At 76.6% G+C, this 26786-nt stretch carries 2 protein-coding genes; both read left to right on the forward strand.

Annotated features, from left to right (window positions below; all coding sequences use genetic code 11):
* Nucleotides 1–5: 5 nt before the first annotated feature.
* Nucleotides 6–14945 (forward strand): type I polyketide synthase, encoded by a 14940-nt coding sequence (locus ACZ4SV_RS15385; protein ID WP_468004632.1) that lies wholly within the window; start codon nt 6–8, stop codon nt 14943–14945.
* A gap of 60 nt (nt 14946–15005) precedes the next feature.
* A complete protein-coding gene (locus tag ACZ4SV_RS15390) occupies nt 15006–26762 on the forward strand; it encodes an SDR family NAD(P)-dependent oxidoreductase (RefSeq protein WP_468004634.1) in 11757 nt (3918 codons plus the stop codon).
* Nucleotides 26763–26786 lie beyond the last annotated feature (24 nt).

Consider the following 26786-nt stretch of genomic DNA (forward strand, 5'->3'; position numbering starts at 1 on the left):
CACCCATGCCGGACAACGACAAGCTCCTCGAATACCTCAGGCGTGCCACCGCGGACCTGGGGGACGCCAGGCGCCGCCTGCGCGAGGCGGAGGACGCCCGCCACGAACCCGTCGCGATCGTCGCCATGAGCTGCCGCTACCCCGGCGGCGCCGACACCCCCGAACGGCTGTGGGACCTCGTCGACAGCGGCACCGACGCCATCACCGAATGGCCCACCGGCCGCGGCTGGGACACCGAGGCGCTCTACCACCCGGACCCCGACCACCCCGGCACCTCCGCCACCCGCCACGGCGGATTCCTGCACGACGCCGCCGACTTCGACGCGGGCTTCTTCGGGATCTCCCCGCGCGAGGCCCTCGCCATGGACCCGCAGCAGCGCCTCGTCCTGGAGACCGCCTGGGAGGCCGTCGAACGCGCGGCCATCGACCCGGCCACGCTGCGCTCCACGCGCACCGGCGTGTTCCTCGGCGCGATGCGCAACGACTACGGCAGCACCTCCCGCGGCATCCCCGAACTCCAGGGCCTCCTCGACACCGGCACGGCCACCAGCGTCGTCTCCGGCCGCGTCGCCTACACCCTGGGCCTCCAGGGCCCCGCCATCAGTGTCGACACCGCCTGCTCGTCGTCCCTGGTCGCCCTGCACCTCGCGGTCCGTTCGCTGCGCGCCGGCGAGTGCACCCTCGCCCTCGCGGGCGGCGTCGCGGTGATGGCGACACCGGACCCGTTCGTCGCCTTCAGCCGCCAGCGCGCCCTGTCCGCCGACGGACGCTGCAAGGCGTTCGCGGCCACCGCCGACGGCACCGGCTGGTCCGAGGGCGCCGGCATCGTCGTCCTGGAGCGCCTCGCCGACGCCCGCCGGGCCGGCCACCGGGTGCTCGCCGTCATCCGCGGCACCGCCGTCAACCAGGACGGCGCGAGCAACGGCCTGACCGCGCCCAACGGCCCGGCCCAGGAGCGCGTCATCGCCGACGCCCTCGCCGACGCCCGGCTCGCGCCCGGCGACATCGACGCCGTCGAGGCGCACGGCACCGGCACCCGTCTCGGCGACCCCATCGAGGCCCAGGCCCTGCTGGCCGCGTACGGGCAGCAGCGGGACGCCGGACGACCGCTGTGGATCGGCTCGCTGAAGTCGAACATCGGCCACACCTCGGGCGCGGCCGGCGTCGGCGGCGTCATCAAGATGGTGATGGCCCTGCGCCACGGCCGGCTGCCCCGCACCCTGCACGTCGACGAGCCGACCCCGTTCGTCGACTGGTCGCGGGGCGCCGTCCGCGTCCTCACCGAGTCCCGCCCCTGGGACGCGCCGGGGCGGCCCCGCCGGGCCGGAGTGTCCGCCTTCGGCGTGAGCGGCACCAACGCCCACCTCGTCCTGGAGGAGGACACCGCCGCGCAGGACACCGCGCAGACGCCCACCGCGCCGGGGACCGCGCCCGCCGCGGGCCCGCTGCCGTGGGTGCTCTCCGCCCGCGACGAGGACGCCCTGCGCGCCCAGGCCGCGCGCCTGCTCGGACACGTCGGAGCGGCGGGGGACACGGCCGGGGAGGCCCCGGCCACGGACGGCGCCATCGGCCGGGCCCTGGCGACCACGAGGTCCGCCTTCGAACACCGGGCCGCCGTGGTGGCGGACGACCGCGCCGGGTTCGTCGAGGAGCTGACCGCGCTCGCCGCGGGCAGCCCGTCCCCACGCCTCGTGCGGGGCACCACCGGGCCCGTCGGCAAGACGGTGTTCGTCTTCCCCGGGCAGGGCTCGCAGTGGCCGGGCATGGCGGTCGGTCTGCTCGACGCACAGCCCGTCTTCGCCGACCGGATGGCCGCGTGCGAGCGGGCTCTCGCGCCGTACGTGGACTGGTCGCTGGAGCAGGTGCTGCGCGGCACCGGCGGCGCGCCGTCCCTGGAGCGCGTCGACGTGGTGCAGCCCGCCCTGTTCGCGGTGATGGTGTCGCTGGCGGCGCTGTGGCGCGCGCACGGGATCGAACCGGACGCCGTGGTCGGGCACTCCCAGGGAGAGATAGCCGCCGCCTGCGTGGCGGGCGCGCTGTCCCTGGACGACGCGGCCAAGGTCGTCGCGCTGCGCAGCCGGGCGCTCGGGGACATCACGGGACGCGGCGGGATGGCGTCCGTGCCGCTGCCCGCCGCCGACCTCGGCCCGCACCTGGCGCCGTGGGGCGGCCGGCTGTCCGTCGCGGCCGTCAACGGGCCCTCGGCCACGGTGCTCTCGGGAGACCCGGAGGCGATCGAAGGCGTCGTCACCGCCCTCGTCGCGCAGGACGTACGGGCCCGCGTCATCCCCGTCGACTACGCCTCGCACTCCGCGCACGTCGAGGAGATCGAGGAACGGCTGCGCACCGTTCTCGCGGACATCACACCGCGCGCCGCCGAGGTGCCGTTCCACTCCACGGTCGACGCCGGCCGGGTGCCGGACACGACCGTCCTCGACTCCGGGTACTGGTACCGCAACCTGCGGCGGACCGTGCGCTTCGAGGAAACCGTCCGCGGCCTGCTCGACGCCGGCCACGGCTTCTTCATCGAGGTCAGTGCCCACCCGGTGCTCACCCTGGGCGTGGAGCAGACCGCCGAGTCCGCGGGCCTCGAACGGCCCGCCGCCGTGCTCGGCACCCTGCGCCGCGACGACGGCGGCCCGCACCGCTTCCTGCTCGCCCTTGGCGAGGCCCACACCCGCGGCCTGTCCCCGGACTGGTCCCGCGTGTTCGACGGCCACGACACCGCGGCCGCACTGCCCACGTACGCGTTCCGGCGGCGCCGGTACTGGCTGGAGTCGCCGCCCGCCACGACCGTGCCGGACGCGCCCGCCGATCCCGTGGAGGACCGTTTCTGGGAGGCCGTCCGCACCGGCGACCTGCCCGAGCTGACCGCCACCCTCGGGGTCGGACCCGAGGAACCGCTCAGCGCCGTCCTGCCCGCGCTCACCGCCTGGCGCGAGCGCCGCGCCGCACTCGCCACCGTCGAGTCCTGGCGCTACCGACCCGCCTGGCAGCCCCTGCCCGAGCCCGCCACCGCCCGCCTGTCGGGCACCTGGCTCGTCCTGCTGCCCGCCGCGCCCGCCGGGGACACCTGGCACTCCGCCTGCGTACGCGCCCTGGAGGACGCCGGGGCCACCGTGACCACCGTCGTCCTCGACGCACACGACACCGCACGCGGCCCGCTCGCCGCCCGGCTCACCGAGGCCCTGGCGGACACCGCGCCCACGGGCGTCCTCTCGCTCCTGGCCACCGACGAACGACCGCACCCGCGCCGGCCGTCGGTGCCCGTCGGCGCCGCCCTCAACCTCGCCCTGGTGCAGGCACTCGGCGACGCCGGGCTCGTCGCGCCGCTGTGGTGGGCCACGCGCGGCGCCGTCGCCGTCGGCCCCGCCGACGCGGCCGTCAGCCCCGCCCAGCACGTGAGCTGGGGCCTCGGCCGGTGCGCCGCCCTGGAACACCCGCGCCGCTGGGGCGGTCTCGTCGACCTGCCGCCGGAGCCGGACGCACGGTCCGCGGCCCGGCTGTGCGCGGTGCTCGCCGCGCCCGGCGACGAGGACCAGCTCGCCGTGCGCGGCGCGGGCGTCCACGGCCGCCGGCTGGTCCGCGCCCCGCTCGGCGCCACCGCGCCCCGCCGCACCTGGACCCCGCGCGGCACCACACTGATCACCGGCGGCACCGGCGGCCTCGGCGCGTACATCGCCCGCTGGCTGGCCCGGGAGGGCGCCGAACACCTGGTCCTCGTCAGCCGCCGCGGCCCCGAGGCACCCGGAGCCGACGCGCTCGTCCGGGAGATCACCGCCCTGGGCGCCCGCGCCACGGTCGCCGCCTGCGACATCACCGACCCGGACGCGCTCGCCGCGCTCGTCGCCGGCCTGACGGCGGACGGCTGCGAGATCCGCGCCGTGCTGCACGCGGCCGCCGGCGGCTCGCTCGTGGCACTCGACGACACCGATCTGGACGAGTTCGCCGACACCCTGCACGCCAAGGCGCTGGGCGCCGCCCACCTGGACGCGCTGTTCGACCGGGACACCCTCGACGCCTTCGTGCTGTTCTCCTCCATATCCGGTGTGTGGGGCAGCGCGATCCACGGCGCGTACGCCGCCGCCAACGCCCACCTCGACGCGCTCGCCGAGAACCGCAGGGCCCGGGGCCTGACCGCCACCTCCGTCGTGTGGGGCATCTGGAGCCCCGAGGACGGCGGCGGCATGGCCGCGCACCTCGCCGAGGACCAACTGCGCGCCCAGGGCGTGGTGTTCATGCCGCCCGCCACCTGTGTCACCGCCCTCAAGCAGATCCTCGACCACGACGAGACCCTCACCCTGGTCGCCGACATCGACTGGGACCGGTTCGCCACGGTCTTCACCACCGGCAGGCCGAGCCCCTTCATCGGCGGCGTCCCCGAGGCCCGCGCCGCCCTGGAGCCGGACACCGCCCCGGCCCCCGCCGACGCGGACCCGGCCACCGGGAGCCTGCGCGACCGGCTGCGCGACCTGACCGGGCCCGAGCGCGCACGCGTCCTGACCGACCTCGTGCGCACCGAGGCCGCGGCCGTCCTCGGCCACGACACCGAGGACTCCATAGCGCCCGACCGCGCCTTCCGCGACCTCGGCTTCGACTCGCTGACCGCCGTGGAGATGCGCAACCGGCTCACCGCAGCGACCGGTCTGCGCCTGCCCGTCACCGTCGTCTTCGACTACTCCTCACCCGGCGCCCTCGCCCGTCACCTGCGCACCGAACTCCTGGGCGACCGGGCCGCCCCGGACGCGGCCCCGGTGGTGCGCGCCGTCGCGGCCGACGACGATCCGGTCGTCGTGGTCTCCATGAGCTGCCGCTACCCGGGCGGCGTCGACACCCCCGAGGAACTGTGGCGGCTCGTCGCCGAAGGCCGCGACGCGGTCGCCGGACTCCCCGCCGACCGCGGCTGGGACCTGGACGCGCTCTACGACGCCGACCCCGACCGGCCCGGCACCAGCTACGCGGCGGCCGGCGGCTTCGTGTACGACGCGGGCCGCTTCGACGCGGACTTCTTCGGCATCTCGCCGCGCGAGGCCCTCGCCATGGACCCGCAGCAGCGGCTCCTGCTGGAGACCTCCTGGGAAGTCCTGGAGCGGGCCGGCCTCGACCCGCGCACCCTGCGCGGCAGCCGCACCGGCGTCTTCGCGGGCGCCGCCTACCAGGGCTACGGCGGCAGCATGGACGAGGTCCCCGAGGAACTCGAAGGTCTCTTCGTCGCCGGCATCTCCACCAGCGTCCTGTCCGGCCGCGTCGCCTACACCCTCGGCCTCCAGGGCCCGGCGGTGACCGTGGACACGGCCTGCTCGTCCTCGCTGGTCGCCGTGCACCTGGCCGCGCAGGCGCTGCGGAACGGCGACTGCGCCCTCGCCCTCGCCGGCGGTGTCACCGTGATCGGCTCGCCGCTCACCTTCACCGGCTTCAGCCGGCAGCGCGGGCTCGCCGCCGACGGCCGCTGCAAGTCCTTCGCGGCGGCGGCCGACGGCTTCGGCATGGCCGAGGGCGCCGGGCTGCTGCTCCTGGAGCGGCTCAGCGACGCCCGGCGCCTGGGCCACCCCGTGCTCGCCGTCCTGCGCGGCTCCGCCGTCAACCAGGACGGCGCGAGCAACGGACTGACCGCGCCCAGCGGCCTCGCCCAGCAGCGCGTGATCGGCGAGGCCCTCGCCGCCGCCGGTCTCACCGCCGCCGACGTCGACGCCGTGGAGGCCCACGGCACCGGCACCACCCTCGGCGACCCCATCGAGGCACAGGCCATCCTCGCCACCTACGGTCAGGACCGTGACGTACCCCTCCACCTGGGCTCGCTGAAGTCCAACATCGGGCACAGCCAGGCCGCCGCCGGTGTCGCGGGCATCATCAAGATGGTCCTGGCGATGCGCCACGAAGTGCTTCCGGCGACCCTGCACGTGGACGCGCCCTCCCCGAACGTCGACTGGTCGGCGGGAGCCGTCTCGCTGCTCACCGAGGCCGTGCCCTGGCCCGCGAACGGACGTCCGCGGCGCGCCGGGATCTCCTCCTTCGGCCTGAGCGGCACCAACGCCCACGTCATCGTCGAACAGCCGCCCGCGGAAGACGAGTCCACCGCGACCGGGACCGAGGCCGGACCCGCGGACGTGGACGTGCCGTGGGTCCTCTCCGCGCGGACCGCCGAGGCGCTCCGGGAGCAGGCCGCGCGGCTGCGCGCCCACGTCACCGGCCGGCCCGGCCTGCTGCCCGCCGACGTCGGGTACTCCCTCGCCACCACGCGCACCGCCTTCGAGCACCGCGCCGCCGTCGTCGGCCGCGACCGGGACACCCTGCTCGCCGCGCTCGACACCCTCGTCGACGGCCGCACCGGCCCCGGCGCCGTGCGCGGCACCGCCGCCCAGGACACCCGGGCCGTGTTCGTGTTCCCCGGTCAGGGGTCGCAGTGGCCGGGAATGGCGCGTGAACTGCTGGATTCCTCGCCGGAGTTCGCGGCCCGGATCGCGGAGTGTGCCGTGGCGCTGGCTCCGTACACGGACTGGTCGCTGGCGGAGGTGCTGCGGTCGGGTGCGGGGCTGGAGCGGGTGGACGTGGTCCAGCCGGTGCTGTTCGCGGTGATGGTGTCGTTGGCGCGGGTGTGGCGGTCGTACGGGGTCGAGCCCGCGGCGGTGGTCGGGCATTCGCAGGGGGAGATCGCCGCCGCGTGTGTGGCCGGGGCGCTGTCCCTGGAGGACGCCGCCCGCGTCGTCGCCCTGCGCAGCAAGGCGCTGGTGGCGCTGACCGGCCGGGGCGGCATGCTGTACATCCCGCTGCCCGCCGAGACCGTCGAAGCCCGGCTCGCGCCCTGGGCGGGCCGGCTGGACATCGCCGCCGTCAACGGGCCCACGACGGTGACCGTCTCGGGCGACCCCGCCGCCCTGGAGGAACTGCACGGCGCACTCGCCGACGACGGCGTACTGTGCTGGCCCCTCCCCGGCGTCGACTTCGCCGGACACTCGCCGCAGGTCGACGAGATCCACGACGAACTGCGCACCCTCCTCGCCGGAATCACCCCGCGCCCGTCCCGCGTGCCCTTCTACTCGACCGTCACCGGCGGCGAGCTCGACACCTCGGGACTCGACGCCGCGTACTGGTACCGCAACCTGCGCGAGCCCGTCGCCTTCCGCCGGGCCCTGGACGCCCTCCTCGCCGACGGGCACCGCCTGTTCGTCGAGACCAGCACCCACCCCGCGCTCACCGTATGGATCCGGGAAGCCCTGGAGGCGGCCGGCGGCACCGGTGGCGTCGTGGGCACCCTGCACCGGGACGAGGGCGCCCGCACCCGCGTCCTCACCTCGCTCGCGGAACTCCACGCCCTCGGGCACCCGGTGGACTGGGACGCGGTCTTCGACGGCACGGGAGCCCGCCGCCGCGAGCTGCCCACGTACGCCTTCCAGCGCCGCCACTACTGGATGCAGCCCTCGCCCGGGAACGGAACCGGCGACGGGGCCCGGGGTGGTGCCGGTCCCGTCGACCAGGAGTTCTGGGACGCCGTGACCGGACAGGACCCGGACGCCCTCGCCGACCGTCTGCGCGTCGTGGACGACGACGTGCGCGCGGCCGTGAACACGGTGACGCCCGTGCTCTCCGACTGGCTGCGCGACCGCCGGAGCCAGTCCGTGCTGGACTCCTGGCGCCACCGCGTCACCTTCAAGCCCCTCACTCCGCAAGGGAGTTCCGGCCTCACCGGCACCACCTGGTGGCTCGTGGCACCCGAGGCCGCCGCCGGGGACCCGGCCGTCGCCGCCTGCCTCCAGACCCTGCGCGAGCACGGCGTCCACCCCGTCCTGCTGCACCTCGGCACCGGGGACGCCGGGGGCGACGGGCGCGGTCCCCTCGCCGGCCGTCTGCGCGCCCTCGCCGAGGAGTCCCCGGCCGACGGCGTGCTCTCCCTGCTGGCCCTCGACGAGTCCCCGTACGCCGACGGCACCGCCCTGCCCACGGGCCTCGCCCTCACCACCGCGCTGGTCCAGACGCTCGGCGACGCCGACGTACGGGCGCCGCTGTGGTGCGTGACCCGGGGCGCGGTCGCCGTGGGCCGCTCCGACCGCCTCGGCGCCCCCCTGCAAGCCTTGCTCTGGGGTCTGGGCGGGGTCGCCGCCGTCGAGTACCCCGAGCGCTGGGGCGGCCTCGTCGACCTGCCCGGACGGCTCGACGAGCGGACCCGGGGCAGGCTCGCCGCCGTCCTCGCGCACCCGGACGGCGAGGACCAGCTCGCCGTGCGCGCCCCGGGGGTCTTCGGACGGCGCCTCGCCCACGCCGGACCGCGGCGCGCGCCCGACGGCACCGGCTGGACACCCGACGGCACCGTCCTCGTCACCGGTGCCACCGGAGGGCTCGGCGCCCGCATCGCCCGCAGGCTCGCCCGCAGCGGCGGCGCGCACCTGCTGCTCACCAGCCGCGGCGGCCCGGACGCCCCCGGCGCCGCGGCGCTCGCCGCCGAACTCGACGCCGCAGGAGCGGAGTTCACCATCGCGGCCTGTGACGCCGCCGACCGCGACGACCTCGCCCGGCTCCTCGACGGCATCCCGGCCAAGCGGCCCCTGCGCGCCGTGTTCCACGCCGCCGGCGTCCTGGACGACGGCGTCCTCGACACCCTCACCCCCGAGCGCGCCGCCGGGGTGCTGCGTCCCAAGACGGACGCCGCACTCCATCTCGACGAACTCACCGCGGACGCGGACCTGACGGCCTTCGTGCTGTTCTCCTCGCTGGCCGGGACCCTCGGCGGCACCGGACAGGGCAGCTACGCCGCCGCCAACGCCTTCCTCGACGCCCTCGCCCAGGCCCGCCGCGACCGCGGCCTGCCCGCCACCTCCGTGGCCTGGGGCCTGTGGGGCGGCGACAGCCTGGCCGCGGGCGCCACCAGCGAACGCCTCGTCCGCGACGGCCTGCCCGCGATGGACCCGGAACGCGCCGTCGACGCCCTGTGGCAGGCCCTGGACGACGACGAGACCCGCCTGATCGTCTCCGACTTCGCCTGGGACCGCTTCGTCCGCGCCTACACCGCGCTGCGGCCCAGCGCCCTGATCGGCGACCTCCCCGAGGTGCGCCGCGCCCTCGTCGAGCAGGCCGCCGCGCCCGGCGGCGGAGAGGACGGCCTCGCCGCCCGGCTCGCCGGACTGTCCGCGGCCGAACGCGCCGAGGAACTCGCGGCCCTGGTGCGGGCGTGCGCCGCCGGCGTCCTCGGCCACGACGATCCCGCCGCGATCGAACCGGAGCGGGCGTTCAAGGACCTCGGCTTCGACTCGCTGACCGCCGTCGAGCTGCGCAACCGCCTCGCCGAGGCCACCGGCCTGCGCCTGCCCGTCACCCTCGTCTTCGACCACCCGACCACCACCGCGCTCGTCGGCCACCTGCACGCGGAGCTGCCCGGCGCGCCCGAGCCCACCGCCGCCCCGGCCCCCGCGCCCCGCGCCGTCCTGGACGACGACCCGGTCGCGATCGTCGCGATGAGCTGCCGTTTCCCCGGCGGCGTCACCAGCCCCGAGGAGTTCTGGCAGCTCCTGGCCGACGGCACCGACGCCATCTCCGGTTTCCCCACCGACCGCGGCTGGGACCTGGCGGGCCTCTACGACCCCGACCCGGACAAGGCCGGCCGCACCTACGCCCGCGAAGGCGGATTCCTCTACGACGCCGACCACTTCGACCCCGCCTTCTTCGGCATGTCACCCCGCGAGGCCCTCACCGTCGACCCACAGCAACGCCTCCTGCTGGAAACCGCCTGGGAGGCGTTCGAGCGGGCGGGCATCGACCCGCGGACCGTCCGGGGCGGCGACGGCGGCGTCTTCGTCGGCTCCAGCTACCGCGACTACGGCTCCCGCGTCACCGAGCCGACCGCGGAGTTCGAGGGCTACCTCGGCATCGGCAGCGCCGGCAGCGTCGCCTCCGGGCGCATCGCCTACACCTTCGGCCTGGAGGGCCCGGCCGTGACCGTGGACACGGCCTGCTCCTCCTCCCTGGTCGCCGTGCACATGGCGGCGCAGGCGCTGCGCGGCGGCGAGTGCTCCCTGGCGCTCGCGGGCGGGGTCACCGTGATGGCGACACCGGGCGCGTTCGTCGAGTTCAGCCGTCAGCGCGGCCTCGCGGCCGACGGCCGGTGCAAGCCGTTCGCGGCCGCCGCCGACGGCACCGCGTGGGCCGAGGGCGCGGGCATGGTCCTCCTGGAGCGCCTGTCGGACGCCCGCCGCAACGGACACCCGGTGCTCGCGCTCGTACGGGGCTCCGCCGTCAACCAGGACGGCGCCAGCAACGGCCTCACCGCGCCGAACGGGCCCTCCCAGCAGCGCGTCATCCGGCAGGCCCTCGCCGGCGCCGGCCTGACACCCGCCGACATCGACGCCGTCGAGGCGCACGGCACCGGCACCAAACTCGGCGACCCCATCGAAGCGCAGGCCCTGCTCGCCACGTACGGACAACGGCGCCCCGCCGGACGGCCGCTGCTCGTCGGTTCGCTGAAGTCCAACATCGGACACAGCCAGGCCGCCGCGGGCATCGCCGGCATCATCAAGATGGTCCTCGCCATGCGGCACGGCACGCTCCCGGCGACCCTCCACGTCGACGAGCCGACGCCGTACGTGGACTGGTCAGCGGGCCAGGTCCGCGTGCTCACCGAGAACACCGCCTGGCCCGACGGCGACCACCCGCGCCGCGCCGCCGTGTCCTCCTTCGGCGTCAGCGGCACCAACGCCCACACCATCCTGGAACACGTCCCCGACCCCCCGACGCCCGAGACGGCACCACCGGCCGCGCCCTGCCTGCCCTGGCTGCTCTCCGCCCGCGGCGAGGACGCCCTGCGCGCCCAGGCCCGCCGCCTCCTCGACCACGTCAGCGCCGACCCGTCACCCGGCTCCGACGCCGTCGCGAAGAACCTGGCCACCGGCCGCAGCACCTTCGCACACCGGGCCGTCCTCCTCGGCGCCGACCGGACAGCGCTGGAGGCCGCCCTGACCGCGCTCGCCGACGGCACCGCATCGGCCGACGTGATCGCGGGCACCGCCGGACGGGCCGGCAAGACCGCCTTCCTGTTCCCCGGGCAGGGCAGCCAGCGGCTCGGCATGGGCGCCGAACTCCTGCGCCGCTTCCCGGTGTTCGCCGACGCCTTCGACGCGGTGTGCGCGGAACTCGACCCGCTCCTGGACCGGCCGCTGCGCGACGTCGTCCACGCCGCGCCGGGCACCGACGACGCGGCACTGCTCGACACCACCGCCTACACCCAGCCCGCCCTGTTCGCCCTCGGCGTCGCCCTGCACCGGCTCGTCGCGTCGTACGGGGTGCGGCCCGACCTCGTCACCGGACACTCCGTGGGACAACTGACCGCCGCGCACGTCGCGGGCGTGCTCTCGCTCCCCGACGCCGCCGCCCTGGTGGCCGCCCGCGGCCGGCTGATGCAGGCCATGCCCCAGGGCGGCGCGATGGTCGCGCTCACCGTCCCCGAGGCGGAACTCCTGCCCCAACTGGCGGGCAGGGAGGACGAGATAGCCGTCGCCGCCGTCAACGGGCCCGCCGCCACCGTCCTGTCCGGCGACCCGGCGGCCGTCGAGAAGATCGCCGCACACTGGCGCGCGCAGGGCGCCAAGACCCGGCGGCTCACCGTCAGCCACGCCTTCCACTCCCCGCACATGGACGGCATGCTGGCCGACTTCCGGGCCGTCGCCGAACAAGTCACGTACCACGAGCCCGACATCCCCGTCGTCTCCGACCTGACCGGCGCCCTCGCCACCGCCGCCGACCTGCGCGACCCCGGCCACTGGGTCCGCCACGTGCGCTCCACCGTCCGCTTCCACGACGCCGTACGCACCCTGGAGGCCGAGGGCGCCACCGCCCTGCTGGACCTCGGACCCGACGGAGTCCTCGCCGCGCTCGCCCAGGACTGCCTCACCGGCGCCGCCGACGACGTCGCCGCGGTGCCGCTGCTGCGCAGGGACACGCCGGAACCCGCCGCGGTGACCGCCGCCCTCGCCCGCCTGCACGTCCACGGCACCGGCGTCGACTGGGCCCCGCTGTTCGCCGACGTGCCGGACACACACGTCGCGCTGCCCACGTACGCCTTCCAGCGCTCCCGCTACTGGCTCGCGCCCACCCCGGCGGCGGCCGACCTGCCCGCCGCCGGCCTGCTGCCGTCCGCGCACCCCCTGCTCGGCGCGGGCTCCCCGCTCGCCGACACCGGCGGCTTCCTGTTCACCGGCCGGCTGTCCGTGGCCGCCCACCCCTGGCTCGCCGACCACGCCGTCCACGGCGGCGCGCTCCTGCCCGCCACGGCCTTCCTCGAACTCGCCGTCCACGCGGGCGACCGCACCGGCTGCCCGGAGGTCGACGAACTCACGCTGGAAGCACCCCTCACCCTGCCCGAGCGAGGCGCCGTCACCCTCCAGCTCACCGTCCAGGCGCCCGACGCCACCGGCGGCCGGCCCTTCGCCGTCCACGCCCGGCCCGAGCACGCCGCACCCGACGAGCCCTGGACCCGGCACGCGAGCGGCCGCCTCGGTGACGGCACACCGGTGCGGGCCGACGACCTCACCACCTGGCCGCCCCCCGGAGCCGAACCCCTGGACACCGACGGCCTCTACGAGCGCCTCGCCGACGGCGGATTCGCCTACGGACCCGCCTTCCAGGGCCTGCGCGCCGCCTGGCGCCTGGGCACCGACGTCTACGCGGAGGCCCGCCTGCCCGAGGAGCAGCGCACGGACGCGGGCCGCTACGGGCTCCACCCGGCGCTGCTCGACAGCGTGCTGCACTCGCTGGCCTTCGGCGTACTCGAAGGCAGCGACCAGGGCTGGCTGCCGTTCTCCTGGAGCGGGGTACGGCTGCACGCGTCCGGCGCGACGGCCCTGCGGCTGCGCATGACGCCCGCGGGACGCGACGCCGTCGCCCTCACGGTCGCCGATCCCACCGGGGCCCCGGTCGCCACCGCCCGGTCCCTGGTGCTGCGGCCGGTGACGGCCGAGCGGATCCAGGAGTCCCGCACGGGTGCCCATGAGGACGTCTTCCGCCTGGAGTGGCCCGTCGCCGCGCCCACCCGTCGCGTCCCGGGGGCCGTGGCGGTGCTCGGGGACGCCTTCGCCGGCCTCGCGCCGGCCCACACCGACCTCACCGCCCTGGGCGCGGCGATCGACGCGGGCGCCGAGGTGCCCGCCTTCGTACTCACCGCCCTGCCGGAGACGGACAGCGGCGCCACGGACGGCGGCGCCACGGACGGCGGCGCCACGGACGGCGGCGCCACGGACGGCGGCGCCACGGACGGCGGTGACGGCGGCACGGTCCGGGCCGTGCACGACCTCACCGGCCATGTCCTGGACCTGGTGCGGACCTGGCTCGCCGACGCGCGGTTCGAAGGGGCGAGGCTCGCTCTCGTCACCCAGGGCGGCGTTCCCGTGGCCCCCGGCGACGACGTGCCCGCCCCGGCGCACGCCGCCGTATGGGGCCTGGTCCGCTCCGCGCAGACCGAGCACCCCGACCGGTTCGTCCTCCTCGACACCGACGGCGACCCGGCCTCGCGCGCCGCCCTGACCACGGCACTCGCCACGGGCGAACCCCAGCTCGCCCTGCGCGCGGGACAGCTCCACGCCGCCCGGCTGGCCCGCGTCCCCGGCTCCCTGCCCGCGGGCGAGGCCCCCTGGGACCCCGACGGCACCGTCCTGATCACCGGCGGCACCGGCTCCCTCGGCGCCCTGGTCGCCCGCCACCTCGCGCGCGAGCACGGCGTACGGCACCTGCTGCTCATCAGCCGCAGCGGACCCGCCGCCGACGGCGCCGGCGCGCTCCTCGACGACCTGGCCGCGGCGGGCGCCGACGCCGAGATCGCCGTCTGCGACGCCGCCGACCGGGAAGCCCTGGAGAAACTGCTGGACGGTCTGGAGCATCCGCTGCGCGGTGTCGTGCACACCGCGGGCGTCATCGACGACGGAGTGGTCGCCGACATGACGCCCGAGCAGCTCCACCGCGTGCTGCGCCCGAAGGTCGACGCCGCCGTCAACCTGCACCAACTGACCGCCGGCCTGGACCTGTCCGCGTTCGTCGTGTTCTCCTCCATCGCCGGTGTCTTCGGCGGCATGGGTCAGGCCAACTACGCGGCCGCCAACGCCTTCCTGGACGCCCTCGCCCACCGGCGGCGCGCCCGCGGCCTGCCCGGCGTCTCGCTGGCCTGGGGCCTGTGGGCCACCGGCGGCGGCATGACCGGGCACCTCGGCGCGGCCGACCTCGCCCGCATCGCCCGCGGCGGCATCGTCGCCTTCACACCGGCCGACGGCATCGCCCTCTTCGACACGGCCACCGGCCTGGACGCGCCCGCCCTCCTGCCGCTGCGCCTCGACACCGGCGTCCTCGCGGAACAGGCCGCCACCGGCGGGGTGCCCGCCTTCCTGCGCGGACTCGTCCGCACCCCCGTACGCCGTGCCGCGGCAGGCGAAGGACCCGGCCCCGACACCGCCGGCGCGCTGCTACAGCGCCTGACCGGACTGCCCCCGGCACAGCGCGAGCGGGCCCTCACCGAGGTGGTCCGCACCCACGCCGCGCTGGTGCTCGGCTTCTCCGACCCGATGGCCGTGGGCACCGAACTGCCGCTGCTCGACCTCGGGTTCGACTCGCTGACCGCAGTGGAGCTGCGCAACCGGCTGCGGGCCGCCACCGGCCTGCCCCTGCCCGCGACCCTGCTCTTCGACCACCCCACCGCCGCCGCGGTCGCCCGCCACCTCGCCGAGCAGATCGCCCCCGCGGACGGCACGGGCGGACCCGGCCCCGAGGTCCTCGCCGGACTCGACCGCCTGGAGGGCGCGGTGCGCGACGCCGTGCACGACGACGCGGCACGCACCGCGCTCACGGCCCGGCTCCAGGACCTCCTGGAGACCCTCCGCCCGGACCCCGGCCCCGCAGCGGACGCCGTCGAGGACCGCATGGGCTCCACCGACGACGAACTCTTCGACTTCATCGACAGCGAACTCGGCAGCCCATGACGTGACCGCCGCCGCCCGCACGCCCCCCGACCGCCCCGCGTACGAAGGTGACGATCCACGGTGAATGACGACAAGCTGCGCGACTATCTCAAGCGGGTCGCCGCCGACCTGCACCGGACCAAGCAGCGCCTCGGCGAGGCCGAGGCCCGGGACCGGGAGCCGATCGCCGTCGTCGCGATGGCCTGCCGCTACCCCGGCGGTGTGCGCACCCCCGAGGACCTGTGGCGCCTGGTCTCGACGGGCACCGACGCGATCACCCCCTTCCCCGCCGACCGCGGCTGGGACCTGGCCGCGCTGCACGACCCGGCGGGGGAGCGCCCCGGCACCACCTACAGCGCCGAGGGCGGCTTCCTCGACGACGTCGCCGGGTTCGATCCCGGCTTCTTCGGGATCTCCCCGCGCGAGGCCCTCGCCATGGACCCGCAGCAGCGGCTCTTCCTGGAGACCGCCTGGGAGGCCTTCGAACGCGCCGGGATCGACCCGCACACCCTGCGCGGCAGCCGCACCGGCGTCTTCGCCGGGGTGATGTACCAGGACTACGCGGTCCGGCTGCGCCAGGTGCCCGAGGACGTCCGGGGCTACCTCGGCAACGGCAGCTCCGACAGCGTCGCGTCCGGCCGCATCGCCTACACCTTCGGCCTCGAAGGCCCCGCCGTCTCCGTGGACACCGCCTGCTCGTCGTCCCTGGTCGCCCTCCACCTGGCCGGCCAGGCGCTGCGGCAGGGCGACTGCACGCTCGCGCTCGCCGGCGGCGCCATGGTGATGTCCACGCCCGTGCCGTTCGTGGAGATGAGCCGGCAGAACGGCCTCGCCGCCGACGGGCGCTGCAAGTCCTTCTCGGCCGCCGCCGACGGCACCGGCTGGGGCGAGGGCGTCGGCATGCTCCTGCTGGAACGCCTGTCGGACGCCCGCCGCAACGGCCACCCGGTGCTCGCGCTCGTACGGGGCTCCGCCGTCAACCAGGACGGCGCCAGCAGCCGCCTCACCGCGCCCAACGGACCCTCCCAGCAACGCGTCATCCGCCAGGCCCTCGCCCACGCCCGGCTCACGGCGGCGGACGTCGACGTCGTCGAGGCCCACGGCACCGGCACCCCGCTCGGCGACCCCATCGAGGCGCAGGCGCTCCTCGCCACGTACGGCCGGGAACACACCGCCGAACGGCCGCTGCTGATCGGCTCGCTGAAGTCCAACATCGGCCACACCCAGGCCGCCGCCGGCGTGGGCGGCGTCATCAAGATGATCCTCGCCATGCGGCACGGCATGGTGCCGCCCTCCTTGCACGGCACGGACCCCACCCCCCAGGTCGACTGGTCCACGGGGACGCTGAAACTGGTCACGGAGGCCACCGACTGGCCCGGGACCGGGCGTCCGCGCCGCGCCGCCGTGTCCTCCTTCGGCGTCAGCGGCACCAACGGCCACGTCGTCCTGGAACAGGCCGAGCCCGCCGAGGCGCCGCCGCGCACCGAGGCGCCCACCGGCCCCGTGCCCTGCGTCGTCTCGGGGCGCACCGCCGCCGCGCTGCGCGCCCAGGCCGCCGCCCTGCACACCCACCTGGCACAGACGCCCGGCCTCCGCCCCGCCGACGTCGCCCACACCCTGGCGACGGGCCGGGCCGGGCACGAGCACCGGGCCGTCCTCCTCGCCGACGACCGGCAGGCGCTGCTCGACGGGCTGGACGCGCTCGCCCGCGACGCCGACCCGCTGCCGCCGGGCATCGTGCGCGGCACCGCCCGCCCCGGCGAGGCCGTCGCCTTCGTCTTCCCCGGCCAGGGCTCCCAGTGGCCCGGCATGGCCCGCGAACTCCTCGACACCTCACCGGTGTTCGCCGCCCGGTTCGCCCAGTGCGCCGACGCCCTCGCCCCGTACACCGACTTCTCGCTCCCGGACGTGGTCCGCGGCGCCGCCGGCGCCCCGGGGTTCGACCGCGTCGACGTCGTACAGCCCGCGCTGTTCGCGGTGATGGTCTCCCTCGCGGAGGTGTGGCGCGCGCACGGTGTCGAGCCCGCGGCCGTGGTGGGGCACAGCCAGGGGGAGATCGCCGCCGCCTGCGTCGCCGGCGCCCTCACCCTCGACGACGCCGCGAAGGTCGTCGCCCTGCGCGCGAGGGCACTGCGGGCCCTCGCCGGACACGGCGGCATGGCGTCGGTGGCGCTCCCCGCCGACCAGGTGCGCGAACGCCTCGCGCCCTGGGCCGGGCGGATCGCGCTCGCCGTCGTCAACGGCCCCGAGTCGGCCGCCGTCTCCGGCGACCCCGAGGCACTGGCCGGACTCCTCGCCGCCCTCGAAGCCGACGGGATACGGGCCCGCGCCATCCCCGTCGACTACCCTTCGCACGGCCCGCACGTCGAGGCGATCCGCGCGGAGCTGTCCGCGGCCCTGGCGGGCCTCACGCCCCGCCCGGCCGTCGTGCCGTTCTACTCGACCGTCACCGGCGGTCTCCTGGACACCGAGCGCCTCGACGCCGCCTACTGGTACGAGAACCTCCGGCACACCGTGGAGTTCGAGCGGGCCACGCGCGCCCTGCTCGACGCCGGGCACCGCGTGTTCGTCGAGGTCAGCCCGCACCCCGTGCTGACCGCCGCCCTCCAGGACACCGCCGCGGCAGCCGGCACCGACGCCCTCGCCCTCGGCACCCTGCACCGCGACGACGCCGGCCGGCGCCGGACGCTCGCCGCGCTCGCGGAACTGCACACGCGCGGCGTGCCCGTCGACTGGGACGCCGTCCTCACCGGGCACCGCCCCACCCGCGTCGACCTGCCCACGTACGCCTTCCAGCGGGAGCGCTACTGGCTGGAGGACACCGGCGCGCCCGCGGGCGACGCCGCCTCGCTCGGCCTCGACCCCTCGGGACACCCGCTCCTCGGCGCCGTCGTCACGCTCGCCGACAGCGAAAGCCTGCTGTTCACCGGCAGGCTCTCGGCGCGCACCCACCCCTGGCTCGCCGACCACACCGTCCAGGGCGACATCCTGCTGCCGGGCACCGCCTTCCTGGAACTCGCCGTCCTCGCCGGCGACCGCACCGGCTGCTCCCGCGTCGACGAGCTCACCCTCGAAGCGCCCCTGACACTGCCACGGGACGCCGGTGTCGTCCTGCGCCTGTCCGTCGGCGCGCCCGCCGCCGACGGCACCCGCGCACTGGCCCTGCACGCGCGGCCCGACGACCCGGACACGGACGAGGAGTGGACCCGCCACGCCACCGGCCTCCTCGCCCCGGCGGCCCCCGCCCCCGCCGCCACCGCCCCGGGCGCCTGGCCGCCGCCCGGCGCGGCCCCCGTCGACCTCGACGGCATGTACGCGCGCTACGCCGAGGGAGGCTTCGCCTACGGGCCCGCCTTCCAGGGACTCACGGCGGTGTGGCGGCTCGGCGACGACCTGTACGCCGAAGCCGTGCTGCCGCCCGGGATCCATCAGGACGCCCAGCGGTTCGCCCTGCATCCGGCGCTGCTCGACGCCGCTCTGCACGCCACCGGACTCACCGCCGACGGGACGGGCGACGGCGACCGCATGCCGTTCGTCTGGTCGGGGGCGACCCTGCACGCGACGGGCGCCGCCGCGCTGCGCGTCCGCCTGACCCGGACCGCGCCGGACACCCTCGCCCTGGAGGTCGCCGACACCACCGGAAGCCCCGTCGCCTCCGTGGAGTCCCTGGTCCTGCGCCCGGCCGCACCGGACGCCCGCGCGACCCGGACCCACCACGACTCGCTGTTCCGGGTGGAGTGGACCCCGGTCACCTGCCCGCCCGCTCCCGTGGCCGCCGACTGGGCGGTCATCGGCCCCGCCGGCACCGGCCTGCCGGCGTCGGCCGTCTACGCCGACACCGCCGCGCTCACCGCCGCCCTCGACGCGGGCACGGCACCGCCCGCCCTCGTGCTGGCGCCGCAACCGCCGTACCACGACGGGGACACGGACGACGCGGAGGACGTGCACGCCGCCGTCCACCGGGCCCTGGAAACCCTCCAGACCTGGCTCGCCGACGAGCGGCTCGCCGGCACACGGCTCGCCCTCGTCACCCGGAACGCCGTCGGCGAGGCGCCCGCCGACCCGGCCCGCGCGGCCGTGTGGGGCCTGACGCGCTCCGCCCAGTCCGAACACCCCGGCCGCTTCCTCCTCGTGGACCTGGACGAGGAGGCGGCGCCGCGGGCCGTCGCCGCGGCGCTCACCTCCGGGGAGGAGCAACTGGCCGTACGCGGCGACACCGTCCTCGTCCCCCGGCTCGCCAAGGTCCCCACCGCCGACCCGGTACCGGTCGCCCTCGACCCCGACGGCACCGTCCTCGTCACCGGCGGCACCGGACTGCTCGGCTCCCGCGTGGCCCGCCACCTCGTGGCCCGGCACGGCGTCCGCCACCTCCTCCTCGCCGGGCGGTCCGGCCCCGACGCGCCCGGCGTCACGGCACTCACCGCCGAACTCACCGCGCTCGGCGCCCACGTCACCGTCGCCGCCTGCGACGCCGCCGACCGGACCGCGCTCGCCGCCCTGCTCGACGGCATCCCCGCCGGCCACCCCCTGACAGCCGTCGTCCACGCCGCGGGCGCCCTCGACGACGGCGTCATCACCGCCCTCACCCCCGGCCGCGTCGACACGGTGCTGCGCCCCAAGGCCGACGCCGCCCGGCACCTGCACGAACTCACCCGGGACAAGGACCTGCGGGCCTTCGTCCTCTTCTCCTCCGCCGCGGGCACCTTCGGCGGCCCCGGACAGGGCAACTACGCCGCCGCCAACGCCTACCTGGACGCCCTCGCCGGGCGGCGCCACGCCCTCGGCCTGCCCGCACGGTCCCTCGCCTGGACCCTGTGGGAGCAGCGCTCCGCCCTGACCGGACACCTCGACGACGCCGACCTGCGCCGCCTGGCCCGCTCGGGCATGCCGCCCCTCACCACCGACGAGGGCCTCGCACTCCTCGACGCGGCCCTCACCGTCGACGCCCCGGCGCTGCTGCCGCTGCGGCTCGACCCGCGCGCACTGCGGGCCCGCGCCGCCGAAGGAGAGCCGGTACCGCCGCTGCTGCGCTCCCTCGTCCGCGTACCCGCGCGCAGGGCCGCGGCCGCCGCACCCGCCCAGGACACCGGCACCGCCCTGCCCGAGCGCCTCGCCGCCCTGCCCGAGGCCGAACGCCTGCGCACGCTCGTCCGGCTGGTGTGCGCCCAGGCCGCCGCCGTGCTCGGCCACACCTCCGACAGCGCGGTCGTCCCGGCGCGTGCCTTCCGCGACCTCGGCTTCGACTCCCTCGCCTCCGTCGAACTGCGCAACCGCCTCACCGCCGCCACCGGTCTGCGGCTGCCCGCCACCCTGGTCTTCGACCACCCGTCGCCGCAGGCGCTCGCCGCGCACCTGCGGGACGCACTGACCGGAGCGGACCCCGTGCCCACGGCGCCCGCGGCCCGGCCTTCCCCCGCGGCCGCCGTGGCCGAGCCGATCGCCATCGTCGCGATGGGCTGCCGCTTCCCCGGAGCGGTCCGCACCCCGGACGACCTGTGGCGGCTGGTGGCCTCCGGCGGCGACGGCGTCTCCGCCTTCCCCACCGACCGCGGCTGGGACCTCGACGCGCTCTACGACCCGGACCCCGGGCACACCGGCACCTCGTACGTGCGCGAGGGCGGCTTCCTCACCGGAGCCGCCGACTTCGACCCCGACTTCTTCGGCATCTCGCCCCGCGAGGCCATCGCCATGGACCCGCAGCAGCGCCTGCTGCTCACCCTCACCTGGGAGGCGTGCGAGCGCGCCGGCATCGACCCGGCCGCGCTGCGCGGCACCCCCGCGGGCGTCTTCATCGGCCTGATGCAGCAGGACTACGCGGTACGGCTCCTCCCGCACATCCCCGAGGACGTCGAGGGCTTCCTCGGCACCGGCAACTCCGGCAGCGTCGTGTCCGGCCGTATCGCCTACGCCTTCGGCCTCGAAGGCCCGGCCCTCACCATCGACACGGCCTGCTCCTCCTCGCTCGTGGCCCTGCACACCGCGGTGCGGTCGCTGCGCAGCGGCGAGTGCTCGCTCGCCTTCGCGGGCGGGGTCACCGTGATGTCCAGCCCGGAACTCTTCGTGGAGTTCAGCCGCCAGGGCGGTCTGGCGGCCGACGGCCGCTGCAAGTCCTTCGCCGCCGGCGCGGACGGCACCGGCTTCGGCGAGGGCGCCGGGGTGCTGCTCCTGGAGCGGCTGTCGGACGCCCGCCGCAACGGCCGTCCGGTACTGGCGGTGGTACGGGGCAGTGCCGTGAACCAGGACGGCGCGAGCAATGGTCTGACGGCGCCGAACGGGCCGAGCCAGCAGCGGGTGATCCGCGCGGCGCTCGCCGACGCCGGGCTGTCGGCGAAGGACGTGGACGCGGTGGAGGGGCACGGCACCGGGACCACGCTGGGCGATCCGATCGAGGCGCAGGCCCTGCTCGCGACGTACGGCAGGGAACGCCGGGCGGGGCGGCCGCTGTGGCTGGGCTCGCTGAAGTCCAACATCGGCCACACCTCCGCCGCGGCCGGTGTCGCCGGAGTCATGAAGATGGTCCTCGCGATGCGGCACGGGACGCTGCCGCGGACCCTCCACGTCGACGAACCGACCCCGCAGGTCGACTGGTCGGCGGGTGAGGTGCGGCTGCTCGCCGAGGCACGCCCGTGGGAGGCCGGCGGCGGACCGCGCCGGGCCGGGGTGTCGTCGTTCGGGGTGAGCGGGACGAACGCCCACGTGATCCTGGAGCAGGCCCCGGAGACGGTCCCGCCCGCCGACCGCGACCTGCCGGTGCCGGTGCCCTGGGTGGTGTCGGCGAAGACGCCCCAGGCGCTGCGGGAGCAGGCGGCCCGGCTGCTGGAGGGGTGCGACGAGGAGACCCGGGCCGCCGACGTGGCCCTGTCGCTGGCGGTGACGCGCTCTCGGTTCGAGCACCGGGCCGTGGTGGTGGGGGACCGGGAGCTACTGCTGCGGGGCGTACGGGCACTGGCCGCCGGAGAGCCGTCCGCGTTCGTCGCTCAGGGCCGGGCCTCGGTGTCCGGCAAGACGGTGTTCGTGTTCCCGGGACAGGGCGCGCAGTGGGCCGGGATGGCGCGGGAACTGCTCGACGAATCACCGGAGTTCGCGGAGTCCCTGCGGGAGTGCGCGGCGGCCCTGTCCCCGTACACGCCGTGGTCGCTGCTGGACGTGGTGCGCTCGGGCACGGACCTCGACCGGGTGGACGTGGTGCAGCCGGTGCTGTTCGCGGTGATGGTGTCACTGGCGCGGCTGTGGCGCTCCTTCGGCGTGGTGCCCGACGCGGTGGTCGGACATTCGCAAGGGGAGATCGCGGCGGCGGTCGTCGCGGGAGGGCTGTCACCGGCGGACGGCGCGAAGGTGGTCGCGTTGCGCAGCCGGGCGATCGCGGGACTGGCCGGACAGGGCGGGATGGTGTCGCTCGCCCTGTCGCCGGAGCGGGCCGCCGAGACCGTCGCGGCCTGGACCGGACGGCTGTCGGTGGCGGCGGTCAACGGCCCCTCGGCGGTGGTGGTGTCCGGGGACACGGACGCCCTGGACGAGCTGCTCGCGTCCTGCGCGGCGGACGGCGTACGGGCGCGGCGGATCGAGGTGGACTACGCCTCGCACTCGGCCCATGTGGAGCGGATCGAGCACGAATTGGCACGGGCCCTGGAGGGAATCCGGCCGGTGCGAAGCGAGGTGCCGCTGCTCTCCACGGTGACGGGCGAGTGGCTGGACACCTCGGCGATGGACGCCGCGTACTGGTACACGAACCTGCGCCGCCCGGTCGCCTTCGAGCCCGCCGTCCGTACCCTGGCGGATGCGGACTTCGACGCCTTCATCGAGGTCAGCCCGCATCCGGTGCTCGGCATGGCGGTCGAGGAGACTTTGGAGGCGGCCGAGGCGACCGGCGTCGTCCTCGGCACGCTCCGCCGGGACGAAGGCGGACTCCAGCGGATGCTCCTCGCCCTCGGGCAGGCCCACGCGCACGGCATCCCGGTCGACTTCGCCCCCGTCTTCGCGGGCACCGGCGCCACCCGCACCGACCTGCCCACCTACCCCTTCCAGGAACGACGCCTCTGGCTGGACGTCCCGACCACCAGCCGGGACGTGGCCTCGGCGGGGCTCGGGACGACGGGACACCCGCTCCTGGGCGCCACCGTCGAGATCGCCGGCACGGGCGAAGTCCTGTGCACAGGACGCCTCTCACGGCGCAGCCACCCGTGGCTCGCCGAGCACGTGGTCCAGGGCACCGCCCTGCTGCCCGGCACCGCCTTCCTGGAACTCGCGCTGCGCGCCGCCGCCGCGGCCGGCTGCGCCACGGTGGACGAACTCACCCTGTCCGCACCGCTCCCGCTGCCCGACGAGGGCGCCGTCCGCATCCAGGTGCGCCTCGGGACGCCCGGCGCGGACGGGCGGCGGGCACTCGGCCTCCACTCACGGGCCGAGCGGGACACCGGACCGGAAACGGGGCCGGAGACCGGACCGGAGCCCGGGGCCGCGTCCGCGTGGACCACCCACGCCACCGGCACCGTCGCGCCCGCGGCCCGCCCCGCGGGGCCCGCCCTCGTCACCTGGCCGCCGCCCGGCGCCGAGGCCGTGGACATCGAGGGCCTCTACGAACGGTTCGCGGCCGCCGGATACCGCTACGGGCCCACGTTCCGGGGCATCCGCGCCGCCTGGACCCGGGACGGCGAGATCTGCGCCGACCTCGTCCTGGACGAGCGGCAGCACGCCGACGCCCCCGGGTACCGCCTGCACCCGGCGCTCCTCGACGCCGCCCTGCAGACCGCCGCGCTGCTGCCCGGCCGCGACGACACCGCGCGCCTGCCGTTCAGCTGGAACGACGTGACCGCGCACGCCACGGGGTCCACCGCCGTACGGGTCCGGCTCACCGGCGAGGGACCGGACGCCGTCGCCCTGACCGTGTACGACCTCGCCGGGCAGGAGGTCCTGTCGGCCGGTTCGCTCGCCCTGCGCCCGGCGTCGGCGGGCGGGCCGGGGCGCGCGGGGCACGGCCGGGACGGGCTGCACCGGGTGGACTGGGTGCCCGCGCCGGACGCCGACGACCTCGTTCCGGAGACGGACCCGGGCGACTGGGCCGTCCTGCGGGCCGAACCGGACAGCCCCGTGCCCGCCCTGGTCGTCGCCGACTGCCCGCGCCCGGACGCCGCGCACGAAGACGCGCGCGGCGGCACGGACGAGACCGCGGTGTTCCACGCCGTCGCCGCGGAGTGCCTCGCACTCGTGCGGGAGTGGCTGTCCGGCGAGCGGTACGACGGCTCCGTCCTCGCCGTCGTCACCCGGGGCGCCGTGACCACCGGCCCCGGCGACCGGGCGGCGGACTGGACGCGGTCCGGCGTGTGGGGGCTGCTGCGGACCGCGCAGACCGAACACCCCGGCCGGTTCCTGCTCGTGGACCTGGACGGAGACCCGCAGTCGCGTGCCGCCCTGCCCGCCGCGCTCGCCTCGGGCGAACCCCAGACCGCCGTACGCGCCGGGGAGGTGCTCGTACCGCGCCTGACCGCCGGGCCCGGCCGGGACACCCTGGTGCCGCCCCCCGGCAGCGCGGACGGCTGGCGGGTCGCCCTGTCCGGGGACGGCACGGTCGACGGGCTCACGGCCGAACCCGCGCCCGACGCGCTCGCCCCGCTCGGCGCCGGCCGGGTGCGGGTCGCCGTACGGGCCGCGGGCCTCAACTTCCACGACGTGGTGGCCTCCCTCGGACTCGACCCCGACCACGCGGGACTCGGCAGCGAGGGCGCCGGAGTCGTCCTGGAGGTGGGCCCGGACGTCGACGACCTCGCACCGGGCGACCGGGTGATGGGGGTCTTCGCCGGCGCCTTCGGGCCGACCGCCGTCGCCGACCGGCGCACCCTCGCCCGGATACCGGCCGGCTGGACCTTCGCGCGGGCCGCGTCGGTGCCGATCGCCTTCCTCACCGCCTACTACGGCCTGTTCGACCTCGGCGGCCTGCGGCGCGGCCAGTCGGTCCTGGTGCACGCCGCGGCGGGCGGCGTCGGCATGGCCGCCGTCCAGCTCGCCCGGCACGCCGGAGCCGAGGTGTACGCGACGGCGAGCCCCGCCAAGCAGGGCGTCCTGCGGGCCTCGGGCCTGCCCGGCGACCACATCGCCTCCACCCGCACCCTCGACTTCGCCGGCCGCTTCCTCGACGCCAGCGGCGGCCGGGGCGTGGACGTCGTCCTCGACTGCCTGGCGCGGGAGTTCGTCGACGCGTCCCTGACGCTGCTGCCACGCGGCGGCCGGTTCATAGAGCTGGGCAAGACCGACGTACGCCAGGCCGACGAGGTGGCGCGCGACCACCCCGGCGTCCGCTACCGGGCCTTCGACCTGATGGAGGCCGGAGCCGACCGGGTCGGCGCCATGCTCACCGAGATCCTGTCCCTGTTCGAACAGGGTGCCCTCACACCGCTGCCGCTGACCTGCTGGGACCTGCGCCAGGCCCCACAGGCGTTCCGCAGGCTCAGCCAGTCCCGGCACATCGGCAAGAACGTCCTCACCCTGCCCGCGCCCCTCGACCCGGAGGGCGCCGTGCTGATCACCGGCGGCACCGGCACCCTCGGCGGGCTCGTCGCCCGCCACCTGGTCACCGCCCACGGCGTCCGCCGGCTGCTGCTCACGGGACGCTCCGGCCCGGACGCCCCCGGCGCCGGACGACTCGTCCGCGAACTGACCGAGGCCGGGGCCGAGGTGACCGTCACGGCCTGTGACGTGAGCGACCGGGACGCGCTCGCCGCACTGATCACGGGCATCCCGCGCGCGCACCCGCTCACCGCCGTCGTGCACGCCGCCGGAATCCTCGACGACGCCACCGTCACCGCGCTCACACCCGAGCGGCTCGCACGCGTCCTGCGGCCCAAGGCGGACGCCGCACTTGCCCTGCACGAGCTGACCCGGGACCGCGACCTGGCCGCCTTCGTCCTGTTCTCCTCCGGCGCCGCCCTGCTCGGCACCGCCGGACAGGCCAACTACGCCGCCGCCAACGCCGCGCTCGACGCCCTGGCCGCGCACCGCCGGGCCGAAGGACTGCCCGCCGTGTCCCTCGCCTGGGGCATGTGGGAGGAGCGCAGCGCGCTCACCGCGCACCTCACCGACGCCGACGTACGCAAGACGGCACGGGGCGGCATCGGCGCCCTGCCCACCGAAACGGCCCTCGCCCTCTTCGACGCGGCCCTGACCGCGGCGCAGCCGCACGTACTGGCCGCCGCGGTCGACACGGCCGCGCTGCGCGCGACCGCCGCCACGGGCGCGCCCCTGCCCCCCCTGCTCAGCGGGCTGGTGCGCGGCGCGCGCGGGAGGAGCGCCGCGCCCCCGGCGCCGGCCGGGCCGTCGCTCGCCGAGCAGGTGGCGGAGCTGCCGCCCGCCGAGGCCCACCGCGCCCTGCTCGACCTGGTGCGTGGCAACGCGGCCGCCGTCCTCGGCCACGCCTCCACCGACCTGATCGGCGCGCAACGGCCGTTCAAGGACCTCGGCTTCGACTCGCTCACCGGCGTCGAACTGCGCAACCGGCTCATGGCGGCGACCGGGACCCGGCTGCCGGCCGCGCTGGTCTTCGACCACCCCACCCCCGACACCCTCGCCCGTCACCTCACCGCCCGGCTCACCGCCGCTTCCGCGCCGGCCGCGCCGCCGGGCACCGCCGAACTCGACCGGCTCGACGCGCTCGCCACCGAACTGGCCGGCGCGGGCACCGACGCCGGACAACGGCGCGCGGACCTCGCCCGGCGGCTGCGCGGCGCCCTCGCCCGCCTCGAACCGGCGACAGAGCCCGGCGGCGGCACGGACTCCGCCGAAGCCGTCGAGTCCGCCACCGACGAAGAGATCTTCGACCTGATCGACAAGGAGATGGGCCTCTCGTGAGTGCCGTCCAGACCGCGCCGTCCC

Source organism: Streptomyces sp. NPDC027672 (assembly GCF_055566335.1).

What these genes read in the sequence shown, in the direction of transcription:
- ACZ4SV_RS15385 (WP_468004632.1), top strand. Translation starts at nt 6, where the DNA reads ATGCCGGACAACGACAAGCTCCTCGAATACCTCAGGCGTGCCACCGCG.